This is a genomic window from Acinetobacter tandoii DSM 14970 = CIP 107469 (assembly GCF_000400735.1).
GTDB lineage: Bacteria > Pseudomonadota > Gammaproteobacteria > Pseudomonadales > Moraxellaceae > Acinetobacter > Acinetobacter tandoii.
In genome coordinates, this window is the sequence record NZ_KE007365.1 from 454,115 (window position 1) to 474,607 (window position 20,493).

General features: G+C 41.2%; 21 protein-coding genes. 4 read left to right on the plus strand and 17 right to left on the minus strand.

The window, feature by feature from the left end:
• Positions 1-2: 2 nt before the first annotated feature.
• Positions 3-962, plus strand: a complete 960-nt coding sequence (locus tag I593_RS06115) for a hypothetical protein (protein WP_016166701.1) — start codon at positions 3-5, stop codon at positions 960-962.
• Between the two features lie 4 nt (positions 963-966).
• Positions 967-1,833 (plus strand): arginase family protein, encoded by an 867-nt coding sequence (locus I593_RS06120; RefSeq protein WP_016166702.1) that lies wholly within the window; start codon positions 967-969, stop codon positions 1,831-1,833.
• A gap of 60 nt (positions 1,834-1,893) precedes the next feature.
• On the opposite strand, the gene I593_RS06125 is transcribed toward I593_RS06120, so the two are convergent.
• The 3 genes from I593_RS06125 to I593_RS06135 form a co-directional block, all read right to left on the minus strand.
• Positions 1,894-2,250 carry a hypothetical protein gene (locus I593_RS06125; RefSeq protein ID WP_016166703.1) on the minus strand — a complete coding sequence of 119 codons (357 nt, stop codon included), beginning with the start codon at positions 2,248-2,250 and terminating at the stop codon, positions 1,894-1,896.
• 60 nt (positions 2,251-2,310) lie between these two features.
• On the minus strand, positions 2,311-3,294 hold the full coding sequence (locus I593_RS06130; RefSeq protein ID WP_016166704.1) for a hypothetical protein: 984 nt from the start codon (positions 3,292-3,294) through the stop codon (positions 2,311-2,313).
• A 427-nt stretch (positions 3,295-3,721) separates the two neighbouring features.
• Positions 3,722-4,264 carry a GTP-binding protein gene (locus tag I593_RS06135; RefSeq protein ID WP_016166705.1) on the minus strand — a complete coding sequence of 181 codons (543 nt, stop codon included), beginning with the start codon at positions 4,262-4,264 and terminating at the stop codon, positions 3,722-3,724.
• Positions 4,265-4,808: 544 nt separating this feature from the next.
• On the opposite strand from I593_RS06135, the gene I593_RS06140 reads away from it, so the two are divergent.
• Together I593_RS06140 and I593_RS06145 are read left to right on the plus strand one after the other, a co-directional pair.
• A complete protein-coding gene (locus I593_RS06140; protein ID WP_016166706.1) occupies positions 4,809-5,153 on the plus strand; it encodes a hypothetical protein in 345 nt (114 codons plus the stop codon).
• Positions 5,154-5,356: 203 nt separating this feature from the next.
• Positions 5,357-6,403: an NAD(P)H-dependent flavin oxidoreductase gene (locus tag I593_RS06145; RefSeq protein WP_016166707.1), complete on the plus strand. Its 1,047-nt coding sequence runs from the start codon at positions 5,357-5,359 to the stop codon at positions 6,401-6,403.
• Positions 6,404-6,444: 41 nt separating this feature from the next.
• Here I593_RS06145 and dusB read toward each other — a convergent pair whose 3' ends face one another.
• The 14 genes from dusB to I593_RS06220 form a co-directional block, all read right to left on the minus strand.
• Entirely contained in the window at positions 6,445-7,461 is a 1,017-nt protein-coding gene (dusB, locus tag I593_RS06150; RefSeq protein WP_035302169.1) for a tRNA dihydrouridine synthase DusB, read from the minus strand.
• 555 nt (positions 7,462-8,016) lie between these two features.
• Positions 8,017-8,451, minus strand: a complete 435-nt coding sequence (locus I593_RS06160; RefSeq protein WP_026441059.1) for an excinuclease — start codon at positions 8,449-8,451, stop codon at positions 8,017-8,019.
• 16 nt (positions 8,452-8,467) lie between these two features.
• Positions 8,468-9,691 (minus strand): beta-ketoacyl-ACP synthase, encoded by a 1,224-nt coding sequence (locus I593_RS06165; protein WP_016166710.1) that lies wholly within the window; start codon positions 9,689-9,691, stop codon positions 8,468-8,470.
• Positions 9,691-10,416, minus strand: coding sequence for a 3-ketoacyl-ACP reductase FabG2 (locus I593_RS06170; protein WP_016166711.1), 726 nt, complete (start codon positions 10,414-10,416; stop codon positions 9,691-9,693). The genes I593_RS06165 and I593_RS06170 overlap by 1 nt, the downstream gene beginning before the upstream one ends.
• Positions 10,413-10,850 (minus strand): hotdog family protein, encoded by a 438-nt coding sequence (locus tag I593_RS06175; protein ID WP_016166712.1) that lies wholly within the window; start codon positions 10,848-10,850, stop codon positions 10,413-10,415. Before I593_RS06175 ends, I593_RS06170 begins: the two co-directional genes overlap by 4 nt.
• Positions 10,847-12,043: a beta-ketoacyl-[acyl-carrier-protein] synthase family protein gene (locus I593_RS06180; RefSeq protein ID WP_016166713.1), complete on the minus strand. Its 1,197-nt coding sequence runs from the start codon at positions 12,041-12,043 to the stop codon at positions 10,847-10,849. Before I593_RS06180 ends, I593_RS06175 begins: the two co-directional genes overlap by 4 nt.
• The gene (locus I593_RS06185; RefSeq protein WP_016166714.1) at positions 12,036-12,593 is read right to left on the minus strand and encodes a DUF3261 domain-containing protein; all 558 of its coding nucleotides are present in this window, start codon (positions 12,591-12,593) and stop codon (positions 12,036-12,038) included. The genes I593_RS06180 and I593_RS06185 overlap by 8 nt, the downstream gene beginning before the upstream one ends.
• Positions 12,583-13,884, minus strand: coding sequence for an NAD(P)/FAD-dependent oxidoreductase (locus I593_RS06190; RefSeq protein WP_016166715.1), 1,302 nt, complete (start codon positions 13,882-13,884; stop codon positions 12,583-12,585). The genes I593_RS06185 and I593_RS06190 overlap by 11 nt, the downstream gene beginning before the upstream one ends.
• Before the next feature lie 18 nt (positions 13,885-13,902).
• Positions 13,903-16,227: an MMPL family transporter gene (locus tag I593_RS06195; RefSeq protein WP_016166716.1), complete on the minus strand. Its 2,325-nt coding sequence runs from the start codon at positions 16,225-16,227 to the stop codon at positions 13,903-13,905.
• Positions 16,202-16,843 carry a LolA family protein gene (locus tag I593_RS06200; protein WP_016166717.1) on the minus strand — a complete coding sequence of 214 codons (642 nt, stop codon included), beginning with the start codon at positions 16,841-16,843 and terminating at the stop codon, positions 16,202-16,204. Before I593_RS06200 ends, I593_RS06195 begins: the two co-directional genes overlap by 26 nt.
• Positions 16,844-16,850: 7 nt before the next feature.
• The gene (locus I593_RS06205; RefSeq protein ID WP_005090845.1) at positions 16,851-17,270 is read right to left on the minus strand and encodes an acyl-CoA thioesterase; all 420 of its coding nucleotides are present in this window, start codon (positions 17,268-17,270) and stop codon (positions 16,851-16,853) included.
• 9 nt (positions 17,271-17,279) lie between these two features.
• Entirely contained in the window at positions 17,280-18,812 is a 1,533-nt protein-coding gene (locus I593_RS06210) for an HAL/PAL/TAL family ammonia-lyase (RefSeq protein ID WP_016166718.1), read from the minus strand.
• 5 nt (positions 18,813-18,817) lie between these two features.
• Positions 18,818-19,732, minus strand: a complete 915-nt coding sequence (locus I593_RS06215) for an LpxL/LpxP family acyltransferase (protein ID WP_016166719.1) — start codon at positions 19,730-19,732, stop codon at positions 18,818-18,820.
• Positions 19,733-19,749: 17 nt separating this feature from the next.
• A complete protein-coding gene (locus I593_RS06220) occupies positions 19,750-20,484 on the minus strand; it encodes a glycosyltransferase family 2 protein (RefSeq protein ID WP_016166720.1) in 735 nt (244 codons plus the stop codon).
• Positions 20,485-20,493 lie beyond the last annotated feature (9 nt).

A 20,493-nucleotide genomic window follows, 5' to 3' on the forward strand; every position in this document is an offset into this window, starting at 1 on the left:
GGATGAACGAAACCGATCACGAAATTATTCAATTGTTCAAACTACATATTCATCCGCTATCCTTTAAACTGACCGAAATGCTCAATGAGCATTTTTCACATCAGACAGAACGCCGAGGCTGTGGCTACACACAGGCAACTCGAGTATTGGCTGAATACATCAATACCACTCGATTGCCACGAGATTTTTCTGATTTAAAACTTTTTAATCAATTTGAAACAAAAGGATTAAAAACTTTGCTGGAGCAATCTCAGTTCGCAATTTCAGATTGGCATAATTTAGATCTAAATCATGCAGCACATACACTTCCTGACTCAACGCCTGAAGAGTTTAAGTTGGAAGTACAGCAGCAAATTAAACTGCAACAAAAACTCCGTGGGATTTCTTCACAGGCAACATTAGAAGAAAGTAAACTTTTATGTAGTTTAATTGCCGATATTATTTTACCTAGAACGTCTGCACAAACAGGTCTAGTCGAATTAAAAGCTTTAGAGGAAAAGCCTAAAGTGGGTTCATGCCCAATGGCAGAAAATTTCTTCCTTAAAATTGCGCATGGTCGTATGCTTAGACAAGGTGAAATCAATATTTTTGTCGATGAACAACAACAACCGATTTTATTAGAAAAATTAAATATGGGAGATAATCACTCTTGTATTAGCTTGAAACCTGTTTTAATGAATGGCGTATGTTTACCCGCTGGATCATTATTTTCTGTGAATTATGATCGTACCCTCATTCAGGAAAAATTAGCCAATCAGAAATTTAAAGGCTACGTTATACCTTACTCAGCCATTAATGGGTTTTGGTTTTTACGCCTTACAACCTTAGCTGTTTCACCAGAAAATCGTGAACGAGCTTTTACAACACATTATAAACAGCAAGTTGATAATGGCTTATTTAGTCCAGGAACGACTCAACTCCAACAATTACGTGATATTGCATTAATGCAGATTCAAGGTTAGTCCGATGCTTCAGGTTTGTTACTCTCCGCAGTACTTCGCACAAACTCATACCAATAGTATGGAGAAATTAACTGCGGTGGCTGAGGCATTAAAACCCTTAGGCATAGCAAATTTTCATGAGCCTCATCCTCTATCAATAGAGAGTTTAAAGCAATTACATGCTCCTGAATATGTCGATGCATTTCATACAGGAAGTCCTGAAAAGATGGCAACATTTCAGGGCTTTAAACCTTGGAACACGCAACTTAGAGATGCTGTTTATCAAATTAATGCAGGTCAAATTCTTGCAGCTGAATTAGCATGGAAACATCAAATTTCTGCCAATATTGCTCAAGGATTTCATCACGCTATTTATGATTTCGGTAGTTCATTTTGTACATTTAATGGTTTAGCACTCATCGCCCAAACATTTCCTAATAAACGTATTTTTGTACTCGATTGTGATCAACACGGAGGGAATGGAACAGCTGAGTTTACCAAGCGATACGAGAATCTATTTAATTATAGTATTTATGGACTTGCCTTTGGCTGCCCCACCTACGAACGTTCTGAAACCAGTCACATACATAAACATAGTGGGAATTTTAGCCAATATATCCTCGCCATTTATCAAGCCTTTAAAAGGGCAATTGAATGGAATGCCGATCTAATTGTTTATCAGGCTGGCATGGACTGTCACCAAAATGATCCTTGTGGTTCTACTTGGTTTAGCACCGAGTTAATAGAAAAACGGGATGAGATGATTTTCAGATTAGCTAAAAAACATCAGATTCCTTTGATGTTTGTCTTGGCTGGTGGCTATCAAGCCCTGCCTGAATTAGTTCAGCTCCATTTAAGCACTTTTAAAACTGCACACCAAATTTATTATTAGAATAAGAACCAAAAAAATGCCAATGTGAGTTACATTGGCATTTGAATAGCTTTGATTTTATTAAGAAAAATCAAGACCTTTTTCAAAGCCTTTAAGTTCATAACGAGCCATAGCCAAGTTTGATTTAGCGCGGTCGAGTACCAAATACAAAAATAATGATTCATTGGTATCTAATGGGCGAATTAAGTGGTATTGCTTACCCAAAGAAATAAGAATATCTTCAATATTATCATTGAGTTGCAATGCTTTTGCCACTTTGCGTTTAGAACGAATCACTTCAGTATTACCCGCAGCTGCAAGTTCTAAATCTACACCAGTCCCCTGTGTAGCTAAAGCAAGACCACTGTCGCTATCTACCAGTGCTGCTGCTACAAAACCATCTAAACTTGTTAGAGCATCTAGACTAACACGTGCCATTTCTTGTTTCCTCTTGGTATGGGAATTACCCCGTTAAAATTATGATTAGGCGCAGATTATTTATAAGCCAAGTTTTTTGCGTAATTTTCCAATAAAACTACGAAGTTTATGTCCCTGGCCAGATTCTACTTGTTTTGTATCTTCCTGAAACTTCACTTCATTTTGATCTACAAAACGCCCCAATTGCAGTAAAACAGCACAAGATACAAAATTCAATATCTGATCATGACTTAAATTCAAAAACTGTTTTACATCGCTTATTTTTGCGCCATGCGAGAAACATGCTGCCATTTTTAGAAACTCTTTACGCTTAAAATCACGTTCAAATTGAGGCCAAAGATCTAATTTAAAATTCTGATTTAGCTTAACCTCAAGTAGTTTCAAATCTGTTGAAGCATTCACCACTTTCCACAACCATGTGCGCAAATCATAAACTTCTTTATTTTTTGTCATATCTTGAACAAATTGCGCTGTTGCATAAGTTTGATTCAAAGTTGAATTCAGTTGAATAGTTTTACCTGCGCCTACCCATACTCTTTCTGTACGTGTATCAATCAAAGCTAAAAAACCACTCGCATCAAATAATTGAATAAAACCATTTCTTGGAGTGAATATTTCAGCAAATACCTTCTCGATTGACATTTGTTCCTGTGGAGTAATCGTTGGCAAAATTGACGTTGCTTTATTACTTACAGGTAACGAAAAAGGCATAGCCGTGACTGGTATCAATTTTTCAGACAGCCATTCATGTAGATGCTCTAAATTTGAAAAAGGGTAAAAGAGTTGATCACCTATAATACGCCCAGCATGTTCGACCTTTTTGACTAAACGCAAATAGGTAATATGTGGATTACTCAAAACTTTCTGAATACCTGGTGCATTAAAGAACACATCATTTACAAGCAACAGATCAATTTTACTCTCTGCCAAATTTACCCATTTCACCTGTGTTGAAGATGGTAGTGCAAGTAAAACCTGCGTTTTAATATGATCTAACGTACTTAAACTTAGTCCAAATACTGCAATATTTAAAATGCTCTTCATTCAAAATTAACCATAATTTCAAGATTTAAAACACATCCTTACACCCAAAATTCCATCTATTTTTTATTTAATTTCTGAAAGTGATCACACATTTTCATCAATTAAAATGTCATTATGGACAAAATCCATTAAGACGATTGGGACAATCAAATGTTGCCGCCGATAAAAAACTTACCCATTTTCTAAACTTAAACTCATCCTCCAAAATATATAAATTGGATTATTTTCGATCAATTAAAAATACTGACTACGTAAATTCCCACATTGATTCTCAAAGAGATTTGAGTTCAGATAATGAGTTCAACGCACTCTAGAAAAAAATAATCAAAAAAAACGATGAACATTATGTATAGAACATATATCTCTGCATAAGTGAATTCTAAATTAGCTGTACCATTTCAAATAAAATAGACATTTGAATTACCCATCAAATCGCTACAAGGTTTTGGCTTTCAAGCATTGCAATTAATGTCTCAATTAAAAGTAGCACATCATCTTTTTCACGCGCATCCACAGCAAATATAGGATAATTTTTTTGATGGATACGCATCCAGTCTCTATAAGTTTTTAACTTTAATTCATGTTCTACATCTATATGGGTTATACCCACCACAATATTAGAACCATAATTTTCAAATGCGTTTAAATAAAATTCTAAATCAAGCAATCTTTCTGAACTACTATGATCAATCAGCAATACTATCCCTATGGCTCCTTTACAGACAATTGACCACATAAAATCAAATCGGTCTTGCCCTGGGGTTCCATATAAGCCTATTTTTGTATCGTCATCTAATTTAATCTCACCATAATCAATTCCGACTGTGGTTAAAAGTTTAGAATGAGCTTGGGTATCGGTATTTACTGCTTCTGTGCTAATTACTGCTACATCAGAAAGTGTTTTTATCGCAGCAGATTTACCCGCCCCCATCGTCCCACCAAAAACAATTTTGTATTGTTGTAAAATCATGACTTAACCAAACAGAAAAAGTGTGACTCAATTCACATTATAAATTATTTTATTGACATAAAACATCAATTTTTTAACATTTAATAAAAAACAGATGATAAAATCCCTTAATATTTATAAGTGTTTAATCCCATTTAATGCTTAAAATCTTATTAAATAAAATTTAAATATTTGTTTTAAATGATGATTAAGTAATGAACTTAAATATCTATTCATTTAAATTCGATTGGCATTTTTGTTCAAAACAATAATTTATATTCGACCTAAAATTTTTCTAGACTTATTAGAAATAAAACAAGTCATAAAAAATCAGTTCTTCATAATCACTGTACACTATAAAGTATATCTTAACAATTTCATATTTTTATTAGTTCAGAAGGCATCACTAACGATTTACAGAATAATATCGATATGTTTCACACCCACACCAGAGTATCAATAATAATTACAAATACTTAACATTTTTTGAGCATACTTTCAGCAAATTTACTTTATATTTTGTCTATCCCTTAGTCGGATAGAACAAATAAAAAGGAAACTTCTTATGAATAAATTGCTTATTGTTTTAGGTCTAGCTGCTGCTGTGACTTTGGTTGGATGTAGTAAAGAAAAAGCTCCAGAAACTGGTGCTACGACAGGCGAGCATTTGGAAAATGCTGCTCAACAAGCGAGCCATGATATGGAAAATGCTGCTAGTGAGGCTGCTGCTAAAACTCAAGCTGCAACCAATGAAGCGGTAAATAAAATTGACAATGCAACGGATGAGGCTGCTGCTAAAACCGAAGCTGCTGCTAAAGACGTGAAAGATGCCGCAAAAGACGCAACAGCTCATGTTGCGGGTGCTGTTGAGCAAGGTGCTGGTGACGTAAAAGAAAAAGCTCAACAATAATCTTCCACAAAAAAACACCCTGCTATAGGGTGTTTTTTTATTGCTTAAATTTTTTATTTAAAGCTCTATAACACAGCCACATAAATTATAAAATTACATACAAAGTCAGTATTTCTAATCCATATTTTTAGATTAAATAGTGAATATTATTTGCTTATTTTATTCAGCTTGGGCACAGTTAAGTAAATATATGGAGCCTGATTATGTCTTTATTAGAACAACTAGAAATTAAACATCCTATTTTTCTAGCGCCGATGGCAGGTGTTTCCACACCGACATTGGCAGCAGAGGTTTCTAATCAAGGTGGATTGGGTTCATTAGGCTTAGGAGCAAGTTCTGTAAGTTCTGCACGCGAACAAATTCTTGCAACTCAAGCCTTAACAGATCATTCATTTCAAGTGAATTTTTTCTGCCACCAAAGCCAAGTTTTAGACCAAGCGATTGCAGCGAAATGGATCGAATATTTAAGCCCACAATTCTCGCGCTTAAATATCGCTGCTCCTCAACAGCTAGAATGTATTTATCCAAGTTTTTTAGACAATGATGATTTTTTAAATCTTGTGCTTGAAACCAGACCTAAAGCCGTAAGCTTTCACTTTGGTATTCCACACCCACATCAAATAAAAGCATTAAAAGCTGCGGGTATTCTTACTATGGTCTCTGCGACAAACTTGCCAGAAGCACTGGCAATTGAAGCAGCAGGCATTGATATTGTTATTGCTCAAGGAATTGAAGCGGGTGGTCATCGTGGTATTTTTAATCAAAGTATTGACGGTGCAATCAAAACTTCTGATTTAGTGCAACTATTGAGTCAACATTGCCATATTCCAGTAATCGCCGCAGGTGGAATTATGACGGGACAGCAAGCACATGTATTACTACAGCTTGGTGCTCAAGCGGTTCAACTCGGCACTGCATTTGTGCAGTGTAAAAGTTCAAATGCAAATGCTGCTTATCGTAAAGCATTATTAAATGCACCAGTTACACAAATTACGGACAGTATTTCTGGTCGCCCTGCCCGTGGATTAGTAAACACTTGGCACATGACAGTGGATCAACCAGACCGTCCTGCTGTACCTGCTTACCCATATACTTATGACTTAGCTAAACAATTACATGCAGCAGCAAGTCAACAAGGTGACCATAGCTATGGAGCATTCTGGGCAGGCTCGAATGTGGCTCAAATTCGGGAATTGGAAGCCGCTGATTTGATCAATCAATTGGTGCTGGAATTAAGTCAGGCACAATAAATGAAAAGCCCAGCAATAGCTGGGCTTTTTACATCCGACTTTTAAATATCAAGTAAATTAACCTGTTCCACTTGAACATCGTGCATGGTTTGACCTTCACTCAACAATAAATCGAAATAAGTTTCAACAACTTGAGCCTGTTCTGCTGTGGTTTCGACCTTATACATGTTCTGGCGAAATTCATTGCTTGCTCGTAGTCCTTTGGTATACCAAGCAATATGCTTACGTGCAATTCGGCAGCCTGAGTATTCACCATAAAATTGATAGAGTTCGGCTAAATGTCCGAGTAGAACCTCTTTGACTTCTGCAATCTGTGGTGCAGCTAAATGCTGTCCTGTTGTTAAATAATGTGCGATTTCTCTAAAAATCCAAGGTCGGCCCTGTGCAGCACGCCCAATCATAATTGCATCTGCACCCGTATAGTCCAATACATGTTTGGCTTTTTCAGGACTATCAATGTCACCGTTGGCAATTACGGGAATATTCAGTGATTGTTTAACTTCTTTGATTAGGTCATAACGTGCAGTATTTAAATACATATCTTCACGAGTACGCCCATGTAATGCCAAAGCAGCAATACCTGCTTGCTCGGCTCTTTGCGCTACACGCAAAATATTTTCATGGCCATTTAAAAAGCCCAAACGCGTTTTTAAGGTAACTGGTACATCTACCGCAGCAACAACTTCATCTAAAATCCGCGCAACCAAATCTTCATCTTGTAATAAAGCAGAACCAGCCAACTTATTACACACTTTCTTGGCAGGACAACCCATATTAATGTCGACAATTTGCGCTCCATTTGCGACTTGGTAACGAGCTGCCTCTGCCAAATCTTTCGGATCGGAACCTGCAATTTGCGCTGAGATTGGAGCTAACTCTCCATCAAAGTTAGCTCGATACAAACTTTTTTTGCTCATACGCAGGGTTTTATCTGCTGTCATCATCTCACTGACCGCGTGTCCAGCGCCAAAGTATTTACAAAGTGTCCGAAATGGGCGATCTGTCACACCCGCCATCGGAGCAACCCAAAGTTTCTTGTCTATTGATCTATCAAACAATTCTTTAATAGTGTTGTTTTGACTCAATTTTTAAATTCCCACATTCTCAATCAATTTGAAATACTCTCCAGCACGTTTAGCTATTCCTTAGCCCTCATTTTCGTCACTTCAATAGTCATGACGTAAATGTTTAGTATGGTTAAAAAATAGCTTCAATTGGCGAATATATAATAAGCTGATGGTAAAACTCGATATTGTGTCAGGAATGATTCCTCACACGTTACAACAAGAACTTTGTGAAAACGCCTTTAGCTTAGGAAAGGATTCAATAGCTTGGAGCAGAGATACGAATCAACACGGCTATTGTAAATCTAGAAAGCCATACGATGTCAAAAAATTTGGAACAATTCATGAATCTAAGTTAATAAAGACACATGCTAAGTGAGATGACATACAAATTAATGGTGCCATGAAAGGATTTCATCGCAGAGAACCCGAGTAGCCAATCTTATTAACAATCTAATATGGTCAATTAAACTCGGATTTAGGCAAATCCGAGTTTAAACAGTCTTAAAAAGATGTTTATCTCTGGGATAATCAATATTCTTGACTACTCTAGAATTTCACCAAATTCCCTTTTAATGCTACGCCCGCCAATGCTGTTCCTTTAGCGCATTGGTATGTAGTCGTGCTGCGTTTTTCATTTGATTTATAGAAACTCACCACATTAGTCACGGCATTTGCCCCATTGGCTTTAGCTGTGTTTTGAAATTGAATCAGTGCGGAACGTAATACATGGTCACATGAACTTTCTGCTGACTTGGCAAAACCATTGGTTTTTTTGTTGGTCACCAAATCTTTTTGAATCACTTTGCCACCCGACTTGGTTCCCGCCAAATAAAATTTAACTGATCCATCCAATACCCCATCGGCAACTGCACGATTCACCGCATCTTGGAAATTAAAATCATACATCTGGTCTGCCGCTTGAACAGAAGCAATACCACATAAAGAAAATACTGTTGCTGCAAAAATATTATTAAAAGACATCATTATAACCTTTGTTTTATTCAACACGTTTAAAAATTAGAGAGGTGTTAATCCCTCCAAAAGCAAAATTATTGCTCATGATAATTTGCGTTTCTGCGGAACGCATACCTGACACAATATAATCTAAATCACCGCAAGCACTATCAATCTGATCTAAATTTAACGTAGGCACCAACTGTTTGCGGTGCATCATTTCAATACTTAACCATGCTTCAATAGCACCACATGCCCCCAATGTATGCCCAAAATAACTTTTTAATGAACTAATCGGTTTTTTACCCAAGATTTGCGCTGTCGCCTGTGATTCAGCGATATCTCCTTGATCAGTTGATGTCCCGTGTGCATTGACATAATCAATATCAGCGGCAGTAAGCTGTGCATCTTTCAATGCAAACTGCATACAACGCCCCATCATTTCAGAATCAGGTCGAGTCACATGCTGACCATCAGTATTGCTTCCATAACCGACAATCTCGGCATGAATTGTAGCGCCGCGTTTTTTGGCATGTTCATATTCTTCTAAAATGAGGCAACCTGCACCTTCTCCCACCACCAAACCATCTCGGTTCGCGTCAAAAGGGCGTGGCGTTATTTCAGGTCGATCATTTTGCATACTGGTAGCTAAGAGTACGTCAAACACAGCCGAACCTGCAGCACTCAGCTCTTCTGCGCCACCTGCTATCATTACGGTTTGCTTGCCATATTTAATAGCTTCATACGCCTGTCCAATGGCCATAGAACCTGAGGTACAGGCACTTGAAGTTGGCAGCGTTAAACCTTTTAAGCCAAAATAGATGGTCATATTCACTGCACTGGTATGCGACATCATCCGAATATAAGTCGTCGCATTCATTTGATTCATATTATTATCAATCAACATCGAACCAAATTCACGTACAGCATCCACACTTCCAGCAGATGAACCAAACGCTACACCAGTTTCACCACTTTTTAAAATATCATTATTTAGTAAACCTGCATTTTCTAATGCTTTTTCAGCACAGACCACCGACATTAAAGCAACGCGGCCCATGCCTCGTGTAACCTTGCGATTAAAATGCTTGGGTACGGTAAATGATTCGACTGGGCCGCCCAATTTACTGCGTAAATCGGAATAAATTTCCCAATCAGGCATATAACGAATACCACTTTTGCCTTGTGCAAATTGTTCAAAAATTTGGTCTGCGGTTTCGCCTAAAGAGGTAATTCCAGACATTCCTGTCACAACAACACGTTTCATTAGATCAGCCCCCCATTGACTGAAATCACTTGGCGGGTGATATAACTGGCATCATCACTACATAAAAACTTCACGGCTTTTGCAACTTCTTCCACCTGCCCCATGCGTTGCATCGGAATCATTTTCAAAGCATGTTCCTTGACTTCTTCGGTCACCATTTCAGTTTCAATCAAGCCCGGAGCTACACAGTTCACCGTGATTTTACGTTTTGCCAACTCTAGCGCCAGTGCTTTGGTCGCACCAATCAAGCCCGCTTTAGCTGCACTGTAGTTGACTTGACCACGGTTGCCCATCAATCCAGACACTGAAGACAAGGTCACAATACGACCACCTTTTTTCAAGCGGATCATTGGCATCATTACTGGTTTTAGCACATTATAAAAACCATTTAATGAAGTTGAAACCACATCATCCCAGTCATCATCGGTCAATGCAGGAAAAGCCCCGTCTCGAGTGAGTCCTGCATTCAGCACCACCCCATAAAAAGCGCCATGCTGTGCAATATCTTGCTCTAAAATCGTTGCAATTTTTTCACGGTCATTCACATCAAACATCAACACATGGCTGTCTTGACCTAAGGCTTGAATCTCCTGTGCTACTGCTTCTGCTTCTGACTGTCTTGAACGTGCATGTACCGTGACATCAAAGCCTGCTTTGGCTAACTCTAAAGCAATCGCTTTGCCAATTCCTCGACTCGAACCTGTTACTAAAATTCTTTTATTCACACTAATTTTCCAATAATTTCGTTCATATTTTCAGGCTCAAATACACTCAACATGGCACTGAATTTGTGTTCTTGATATTCAATTTCACAATGAAACTGCCCTAAACCCTCATGCAGATAACTTTGTTCTACCCGAATCTGCACCGTGGTCCCTAAACTAAAATAGGCACAAGGCAACTGCATTTTACGCGTTCCCAATAAAAAACCAATTTTTGGTGGCAATCCCTGAGTTTGTCCTTTATAGCCTGCATAGACACTGATGGTCTGTGCCATCAGCTCAATACTGCTCCATGTTGGCAAACCTTCTGACTCACAAAACATCAAATCCGGTGTGATATGAAGTTCTGCAATGGCAAACTTATCCTTCACTTCAATAAGATGGCTGACAAAAACCATGGTTTTTTCGTGCGGAATAAACTGTACTGCATCCATCATGGCAAAACTGTCCCCAAAATTAGACTAATATTGCTACCACCAAACGCAAATGAATTACTCATAACATAACGTATTGGCGCTGTTAAATTAGAATCGAGCACATAATTTTGCTTAGCCAAAGCATCATCCAATTCACCAGAATGATGCAGCGGTAACCATGATTGATCCAATAAAACCTGTTGACAAATAAATGCTTCGATTGCACCCGCTGCCCCTAGACAATGCCCTGTTTTATGTTTGGTGCTACTTAATGCCACCATATTGTCTGAAAACACAGTATGCACAGCTTTAATCTCCATCGCATCATTTTGCGGTGTAGAAGTACCATGCAAGTTTAAATAACCAATATCGCGGGCTTCAAGCTGTGCAGCAGCTAATGCTTTTTGCATTGCTTCAGCAGCCCCTCGCCCTTCTGGATGTGGTGCTGAAATATGCCAAGCATCCATTGACTCACCACTCGATAGCAACATTACAGGTGCTGGTGATTTCGACAATAAAAATAGTCCTGCGGCTTCACCAATATTGATGCCATCACGATTAGCACCACAAGGCTGACAAATACTGCTCGATAAACTTTCCAAACTGTCAAAACCATTTAAGGTAAGTTTACATAGCGTATCAACGCCTCCAACCAACACAGCATCAACCAAATCGGCATTGAGCAAACGTTGCCCCGCTGCCATGGCTTTGGCCGCCGAGGAGCAAGCGGTAGAAATGGTATAAGCAGGCCCTTCCCAGCCCAAATACTGTTGTAAGGCTTTCGCTAAACTGCCCATTTCTTGTTTTTGGTGCTGTACAGACTGTGGTGCTGACTGTTGAAACTGCATTTTTAAAACTGGTTCATTATCCGCAATTCCTGACGTTGACGTGCCGATAATCACCGCAAGACGTTGTTTTGGAAACTGTGCAGTATAAGTACGAATTTTGGTTTCAATTTGTGCCAAAGTCGTCAAGGCAAAGCGTAAATTACGCGAATCGGTAATGCTCAAAACTTCAGGAATGTCTTGAATTAAGGTTTGATCAGCAGCACCTACCCATACCTTACGCCCGGCAATCAGATCCTCTCGTTGCGACAAGGTATTTTCGGCGCTTGTTAACGCATGTTGAAGCTCCACAGGATTTTGTCCCAAAGCTGACAGCGCTGCACTGAACTGAATACCGACGGCTGAAGTATGCTGTACATTTTTAGTCATCGATACCGCCTTGATCATCTTCTAAAGTATTACTCACTGCACTGATCACCATTTGATATGGCACTTGCAAATTATCCAGTTCAATTACCCCTTCATTTTGCTGAGTTTTCAACACAGGCTGCTGTTGAATATAAATGGTATCTGCTTTTTGTATAACAGTGTTTTGAGCAGCATGTAATGCAGCAAAATTTGGATATGTTGCATACAGAATATCGCGCACCACATAATCAAATGGTAACAACTTCATCGGCTCAATACGCTGTTCAACTTTAACCTTTTGACCGTCAAAACTGAGCTTAAACAACTGCTGCCCTGTAAGGCTGAGCGCCAACATGTCAAGTGATTGTCCCTGTTGCTGCTGGTACAGTAAAAAGCTAAAACTCTGTGTTTTCCACTGCACTTCTATTTGATCTTGGCGTTGGTAATTTTGTGCCACCCACTGCGGAGTCGCCAATCCTTGCGCTTTAGGGATCCAACTTTGACAGGCACTACAAAGCAAAGCACTGGCTAAAACCCAACTGATGGTCTTTAAACACAGCTTAAGTTTCATCAGTCAGCAACTCATTCTGTTGTTGTGCTTCGCGGCAATATTCTGCCAAAGTGCTCAAGCGTTGCTTGGCATTACGATGGATCGGGTTAGTTGTATCCCATGCATAACCTGCCAGTAAAGATGCAATCATACGGCGGATTTTTTCATCCTGCTGAGTCGAAAACACCACATCCTGAAACTCTCCTGAATACCATGACTCAACATAGGCACGGAACACTTGAATACCTTTACGCAGTGGCTTTTCGTATTGCTCCATCCAATCTACTGCCAGCCCTTGCAGTACTTGCTCGACCAAAGGCACCGCTAAGCTGGAAGATTTCAATGCAATCGTTACACCCGAGGAAAACACAGGATCTAAAAACTCACCTGCATTGCCGAGTAGTGCATAGTTTTCAGATGCCAAATGTTTCACATCGGCAGAGTAGCCCACCAAAGTACGTACTGGAGTATCATGTTTGGCGTGACGCAGCACATGTGACAAACTGACATCATCAGCTAAAATACGTTTCTGTAAGGCTTCTAAATCATAATCTACACTGCCGTCATAGCCGTATTTTTCAAAAAAATCTTGCTCCGCCACAATACCAAATGAAGAACGTCCATCGGCAAAGGGAATCAGCCAATACCATGCACGGTGGTCTTTTTCATGCACGGTAATTAAAATTTTCTCGCGGTCAAATTCAGGATCATCCAACAAACCATCTTCAATATGGGTAAAGACCGCACGGCGCACTGGAAAGTCCGACGGACTCTCTAAATCGAGAAACTTCGGCAAAATGCGACCAAAACCACTGGCATCCAATAAGAATTTACCCTGAATTTGATAGTTGTTGCCTTGCTCATCTTTGACCGTCAAAATCGGCTGTGCGGATGCGACATCGACCGCCAAAACTTCATGACCAAAACGAATATCTGCGCCCATTTTTTCGGCTTGCTGAGCTAAGAGCTGGTCAAAATTGGCACGTCTTACCTGCCATGTGGTGCCAGGACCTTCGCTAAATTTTTGGGTAAAGTCATAAAAACTGCGCTGCGTGCCTCTTAAAAAGGCTGCACCATTTTTAAACTGAAATGCATATTCATCAGCATGTGCACGAACCGTATCCAATAAGCCCGCTTCTTCTAAAAACACCATACACTGCGGTAATAAGGACTCGCCAATGGAGAAGCGTGGAAAATATTGCTTTTCGATAACTGTGACTTGATGGCCTTTTTGGCGTAGCAAAGCTGCTGCCGAACTGCCTGATGGTCCCGCCCCAATAATTAAAACATCTGTTTGTTGCATGGTGCTCATTGCACTGTACCCTTTAACTCAGCTCTTTGGCTGATATTGTTGAACCACAACATGTTTTACATCGGAAGATGTAAAAAGTGTGGCATAAAGAAACGAAAAAATAACGCCCAATAAAACTGTTAAGCCAAAACTGTGAATGGCATAAGTATGACTAAACGACAATAAGCCAAACCCGAAGAAAGTCGACATCATACACAGGAATAAAGCCATACCCACCACCTGCGGATGATCATGTCCGTGGCGGTAGAAAATCGCATAATCGACCCCAATTCCAATGATCAAAAAGGTGCCCATAATACTAAATAAATTAATCTCGACACCCAGCCATGCTTGAATCGCAAACGTGGTCATTAAGGCCATGCTGACAGGCAACACCAAAGGCAGAATAGATTTTTTGCCATAAAGTACACCCAAGCCAATGGCTAAAATCATCAAAGCACTAAGCAATAGCCATTGCGCCTGTTCACGATGTTGTTTGAATAACTCAGACAGTTGATGAACAGGACGTAACAGTTGCACATCAGCATTTTCAAGCTGCTGCACAGCGTTCACATCATGCACATTTTGTAGCATCACTAAACGTTGCGTCGGGCTCATCTGCAGAAAATGCAACGGATGATCTTTAAAGACTGCTTCAGTCAATAACGGTTGGTCTTTTAAATGCGCTTGCCAATTTAAAACATCGGCAGTATTAAGCTGTAACGCCTGTGCATATTCCACTAAAGCGTGCTGAGGAATCGCCTGTAACATCGCAACATTCTGTTTTTGCTGCTCAAGCGAGGGAATCCACTGCCCTAAAGCTTGCACAGCATCTAACTTGCCAACCTGCTGTAAGGGAGCAAGTTTTGCCAGCAGTTGCTGTTCATGCTGTTCTAACTCTGCGGGTGTTCGGCCCTGTACCACAAAATATTCGCTGCTTTGCTGTTGCATAAAGCGCGAGCGAATGTATTGATCTTCTTGCTTTAAGGTAGCATCCATACTTTGTAAATTACGGATGTCATCATTACTTTTCAGAAAGGCGAGGCTGCTGCCTGTTACCAGTACAATCAGTGAAATCATGCCATAGCGCAGCGTGTTGTGGCTTTGCACATAATTACGTGCTTTGCCAATAAAACCCAGTGAACGTATCGCTGGTTCCGCATTCAGCGCAGGCAAACGTGGCAGTAATAAAATGCTGGTCACCCATGCAGCACTCAATCCAACCATGGAAAAAACTGCAATTTGTTTAAACCCTGGAAATGGGGTAAAACTCAGCACCACATAGGCCAATAGCGTGGTCATCAACCCCACAAATAGACTCGGCAATAATGGTTTTAAAACAGCAAATCCATCGATCTGTCGGTGCTGAGACTGCATGGCCATGAAGTAAAATGAAAAATCGACACAGACTCCAATCAAACTGGCACCAAAGACCAGTGTCATCAGATGAATTTCGCCAAAAATCCAATATGTTACCGCAAAGGCCACCAGACTACCTGTACCCACCGCAACCATTTCCGTTAGCATGGGTCGTATCGAACGGAAACCAAACCAGACCAGCAGTAAAATGCCAATAGTCGAGCCCACGCCAATGGTCGAGATTTCCTCTTTAGCAGAATTGGTACCAAACTGTGCAAACAGTAACGTGCCTGTCCAGTGCGGTTTAATCTGCAACTGGTTGAGCTGCTGATTGATGCTTTGAATAAAGGCAGCGGTCTGCTCTTGGTAGGCAATGTTATAAGGGCTGTTGTTGAGCTGAAGCACCATCAGGCGCGAAATGCCCTGCTCATCACGAATCGTAGTAAAGCCTTGCTCTAAATTGATATCAGCATTGCTTTGTAAAGCACTTAAACCCACTGCATAACGAGGAAACAACAGTAAAGGATCTTGCTTGAGCATTTCAGCCGTAATCGGCATGCCCGGACTCATCAGTTGTAATAAGCCCTGCTCCATCAACGCAGCATAGTCCTGCCCCTGCACAAGCTGCTGATCAGTCTTGGATAATAGCCCTGCTTTGTGCTGATACAGCGCTTGGGCAAATTGATCGGGATCGAGCTGCGGACGAACAGGTAAAAACAGCTGACTTTGATTAGCTTGGGTTTTAAGTGCTCGTGTTGCCTGTTCTAATTGCTGATCTGTTTTCGCATCTAACACCACAAAGACTTTATCATTTAACTGCTGACTCACATATTGCTGTGCTTGTTCCAGATGCGCATCTTGATGGGCCTCAGGCAACAGAGCAAAGATATTGGTTTCAATCTTAATGCCTTTATTCAGCCAAGCCGTGCCCAGTGCCAAAGCAATGACACACAAAATCAGTAGCCAAAGGGCGCTAAACTTATTTTGCCAATTGGAAAAGCGCATTTTCCGCAGCCGTTAAAGTTTGAGGTTGAGCCGTTTGCTGGCTAAAACGAATGATGGTGCGATTATTGGCTTGTTCCAAAATCGTGATACGGTCCACATAACGCTGACCTTGCGCATCAACTTGAACAAAAAGCTTTTTAAATAGACTGCTTTTCGGCGTTAAGCTGACATTCCACTGCGTCGGGCTGTAGTTGGCAGACACCACATTAAAGTTTTTAGCGAGAGCCGCCTCATTGCCCGACATCAACTGTAAAAACATCGTCGCTACAGAGCCATACGGGGTTTTGTCAACTTCAATTTGACTGGAAGTACGCTGCGTCTTTTGTACCAACTTACGCGGTGTCACCACCAAATCGGCTTTGACTGGACTTTGAATCTGCCACAGCACACCTTGATTTTTGCTGAACAGTACCGTGCCTTTGGACACATAAGTTTTATTCAGAGCTGCCAGTTTTTTCTGCTGCTCAAATTGGGCACGCACCACAGGCGTTGCACCGAGTTGAGCAAACACCTGCTTCAATTCAGTATTTTGTGCATTCACTGCGGGAGCAAGCAAAGTCATCGCACTTGCCATACACGCAACGGAAATCGTCTTAGAGAGTTTGTATCGAATCATGCTTGCATTACTCCGCCTTAAACTCAGGCCATGCATTTAAACAGTCCAACAACACCTGCGGCGACTGGAAGCACATTTCACGTTTTTCAATGTGTACCGCCACTTGCGAAGTAAAGCCCTTGGTCAGCTTTCTGCCCGAAACTGCATCGAAAATCAGATATTCAATTTTCAAACGATTTTCCCATTCTTTCAAAACAGCACGCACACGAATTTTTTGCTCAAACTCAATGCCCTGCACATAACGCACATAGCTTTCAATCACAGGCCATGCATAGCCTGAGTCACGCATCTGGTTATAGTTATAGTGAAATTGATCTAACAGTTTGCATCGTGCAATTTCAAAATATTTTAAATAATGACCGTGCCACACCACATGCATGGTATCGACATCATGAAAGGGCACTTCAATAATTACATCAGCATACATGCTCATTTCCTATGAATATTGAACAGCAATGCTGTCTAACAGTTCTAAATCTTCAAAGCGATTGACCAATGCCTGAAGTTCATGTTGCAAAGGACGATCTTCCTCTACATAGGTGAAGCTCTGAAGCACCCAGTGTTGAAATGCTGTTAAAACAGGGCTGAGTTCTGTATCTACACCTTTGAGTTTGACCGCCTGAACCGCTGCACAGCTGAGTGCCGCAATCACTTGTTCGGTCAGAGTAATCACACGACTGGCATCACGCGCAGCAATGGTGCCCATGCTAACTTTGTCTTGATTATGACATTCAGTTGAGCGTGAGAAAATCGATGCAGCGAGTGTCTGTTTTAAAGCTTCTGCCGTCCATGCCGAAACCCCGATTTGCACTGCTTTAAAGCCATGATTCAATGGTAAACGCTCAGGACTTGAACCAGTTAAATTGCGCGGTAAACCATTGTTCATTTTATAGTCCACCAACTGCGCCAATTGACGATCCATCAAGTCGGCAATATTGGCAATCATGATTTTTAGACTATCCATCGCTTGAGCAATATGTCCGCCATAGAAATGACCACCATGCAATACACGTAGGTTCACTGGGTCAATCAATGGATTGTCATTACTTGAATTCAGCTCATTTTCAATAAACTGACGCAGCCACACTTTGGAGTCTTCAAACACTCCAATGACATGCGGCGCACAGCGCAGTGAATAACGGTCTTGCAGACGTGAACTTTGGTGTTCGGTCTGCACTTCACTGTTTAACCAGTCACGTAACTGAGCTGCAATATGTTGCTGTCCCGGATGTGGTTTTTGTGCAAACAGGACTTCATCAAAATGACTTGGATTGCCCTCTAAGGCCAAAACATTCAGTGCGGTAATCAAAGTACTGGCAAAAGAAATCTGTTCTGCTTTTTTATAATTCAGGCAAGCAATCGCGGTCATGACCGCTGTACCATTCATTAGGGCCAAGCCTTCTTTAGGACGCATCACCAACGGCTGCACACCTTTTTCAGCATACACTTGTGCAATCGGTACGATCTGACCTTGATAGTACACATCGCGCTCACCGACCAAGGCCCCCGCGATATAAGACAAAGGTGTCAAATCCCCACTGGCACCCACCGAACCTTCTGAGGGAATCACAGGAATGACATCTTCATTCAGCATCCAGACCAAACGCTGCAACAAGGCATGCGAAACACCCGAATAACCGCGTGCCAAAGAACATAAGCGCACCACCACCACAGCTCGCGCTGTAATCAGGTCTAAGTTTTGCCCCATGCCACAGCCATGAAAACGAGACAAATGTAGTGGCAGCTCATGCACTTGGTGTGCTGGAATTTCGACTAAGCACGAATCGCCATAACCCGTGGTCACACCATAAATGACGCCTTCGTCTTGCAACAACTGATCGAGGAAATCTGCGCCGCGTTGAATCAATGCTGTCCATTCAGCAGAGGTAGGCAATGCCACCTGTTTTTCTTTACGCGCTACAGCCACAACATCTTCAATACTGAGCAGAGTTTCCCCAACAATTAACACAAGACTTATCCTTTATTCCAAAAATTATAAAAATTAAACCATTGATAAGGCGCGCGTATGCAATGCTGCTCCAACAGTTCCACATACTGTCGCGTGGTTTGTTGCATGGCCTGTAAACGCTCTTTCCGTGGCCAATTTAACTGCTCCACCACTTGATGAATATGCACTTCAAAATGTGTATCTACCCGATAGCAAAACACCGCCAACACTGGGGCTTTTAATAAACTGGCCAGAATCCAAGCGCCTTGCGGCCACAGCGCTTGCTCGCCTAAAAAAGCAACTGATTGTACCCGATCCGACTGCACAGGTACGCGGTCTGCCGCCACAATCACCCATTCACCCTGATCCAATTTATCCTGTAAAATCAGTGCTGTTTCGATTCCAAGCTCATCCACCGAAACCAAATTGACATCGGCATGTTCATTCAGTTTTTTTAAAAACTCATTGAACTTGGTGGCATGTTTTTGATACACCAACACATTAATTTTCTGCGAATGCTCTGCTTTAATTGCACGCAGTAATTCAATATTGCCAAAGTGTGACACCACAATGACCGCGCCTTTTTGATAGTGTGAACGAAAGTGCGCATGACCATGTAGCTTTAAGTTCTGCTCCGAAATATGCCCAAGCCAACCTTCAATTTTATCTAAAATACATTCGCCAAATTGCATCAAATGCGTATAGCTGTGCCAAAGCTGTGGCTCAGCCTGAAACGGTGACTGCGCACCTGCAAAATGATGCAGTTTTTTTAAGTACAACAGGGAAGCCTGACGCGCGGTATTGGAAAAAAGCCAGTACCATAAAATCACAAAGTACAATACGACTCGGCACAGCCAGCGCCCACCCAAGCGGTAGAAACCCAGCATCAGCATCAGCGGCAACATCCCGCCGCGCTCTTTCACGGCGCTCCATTTCTGCATATGCTTCTCTGACCGCCTTAGCCTTTGACTTTCTGATAAATCAGTTTGGGGAACCGCAGCAGCATGCCACCCAATAAGCGGCTATGCGCGCGCGCCATACCCAGATTGTCACGCCAAACATCGAAATGTGAAATGCCATCTTCAGGGTAAATCACATGTGTGGGCAGATTGATAAACGGCACATTGTCCCATTTCAAACGCACCAAAATTTCAGAGTCAAAGCCCATACGCGGTTGAAACTTGGCTGTATTTAAAATGTTCACCGTCTGCGCCAGAGGATAGACACGGAAGCCACACATGCTGTCTTTAATGTCAAAAGACAGGCTGTTAATCCACACCCAAATGTGCGTTGCATAACGGCCATAGAGACGTTTTTTTGGAACAGTCGCATCAAAAATCGGCTGACCAATAATCATGGCTTCAGGATGTTGGATAGATGTGTCTAAAAAGCGTTGCACATCCTGCCAGTCATGTTGTCCATCGGCATCTAATTGCAAGGCATGGCTATAACCGCATTGATAAGCATGCTTTAACCCAGTGGTCACTGCCTGCCCCTTCCCCTGATTGTGTGTATGTTCAACCAGATCGACCAATGGGTGGTCATACGCGAGCTGATGTAACAGTGCTGTACAATCAGTATCACTGCCATCATTCACCATAATAATCGGTAACTCAAAAGAGCTTAAATGCGACAGTAACGCAGCCAAATAATGCGGATGGTTATACACAGGAATCACAAAGCAGTGTTTCATTTTGTCTCT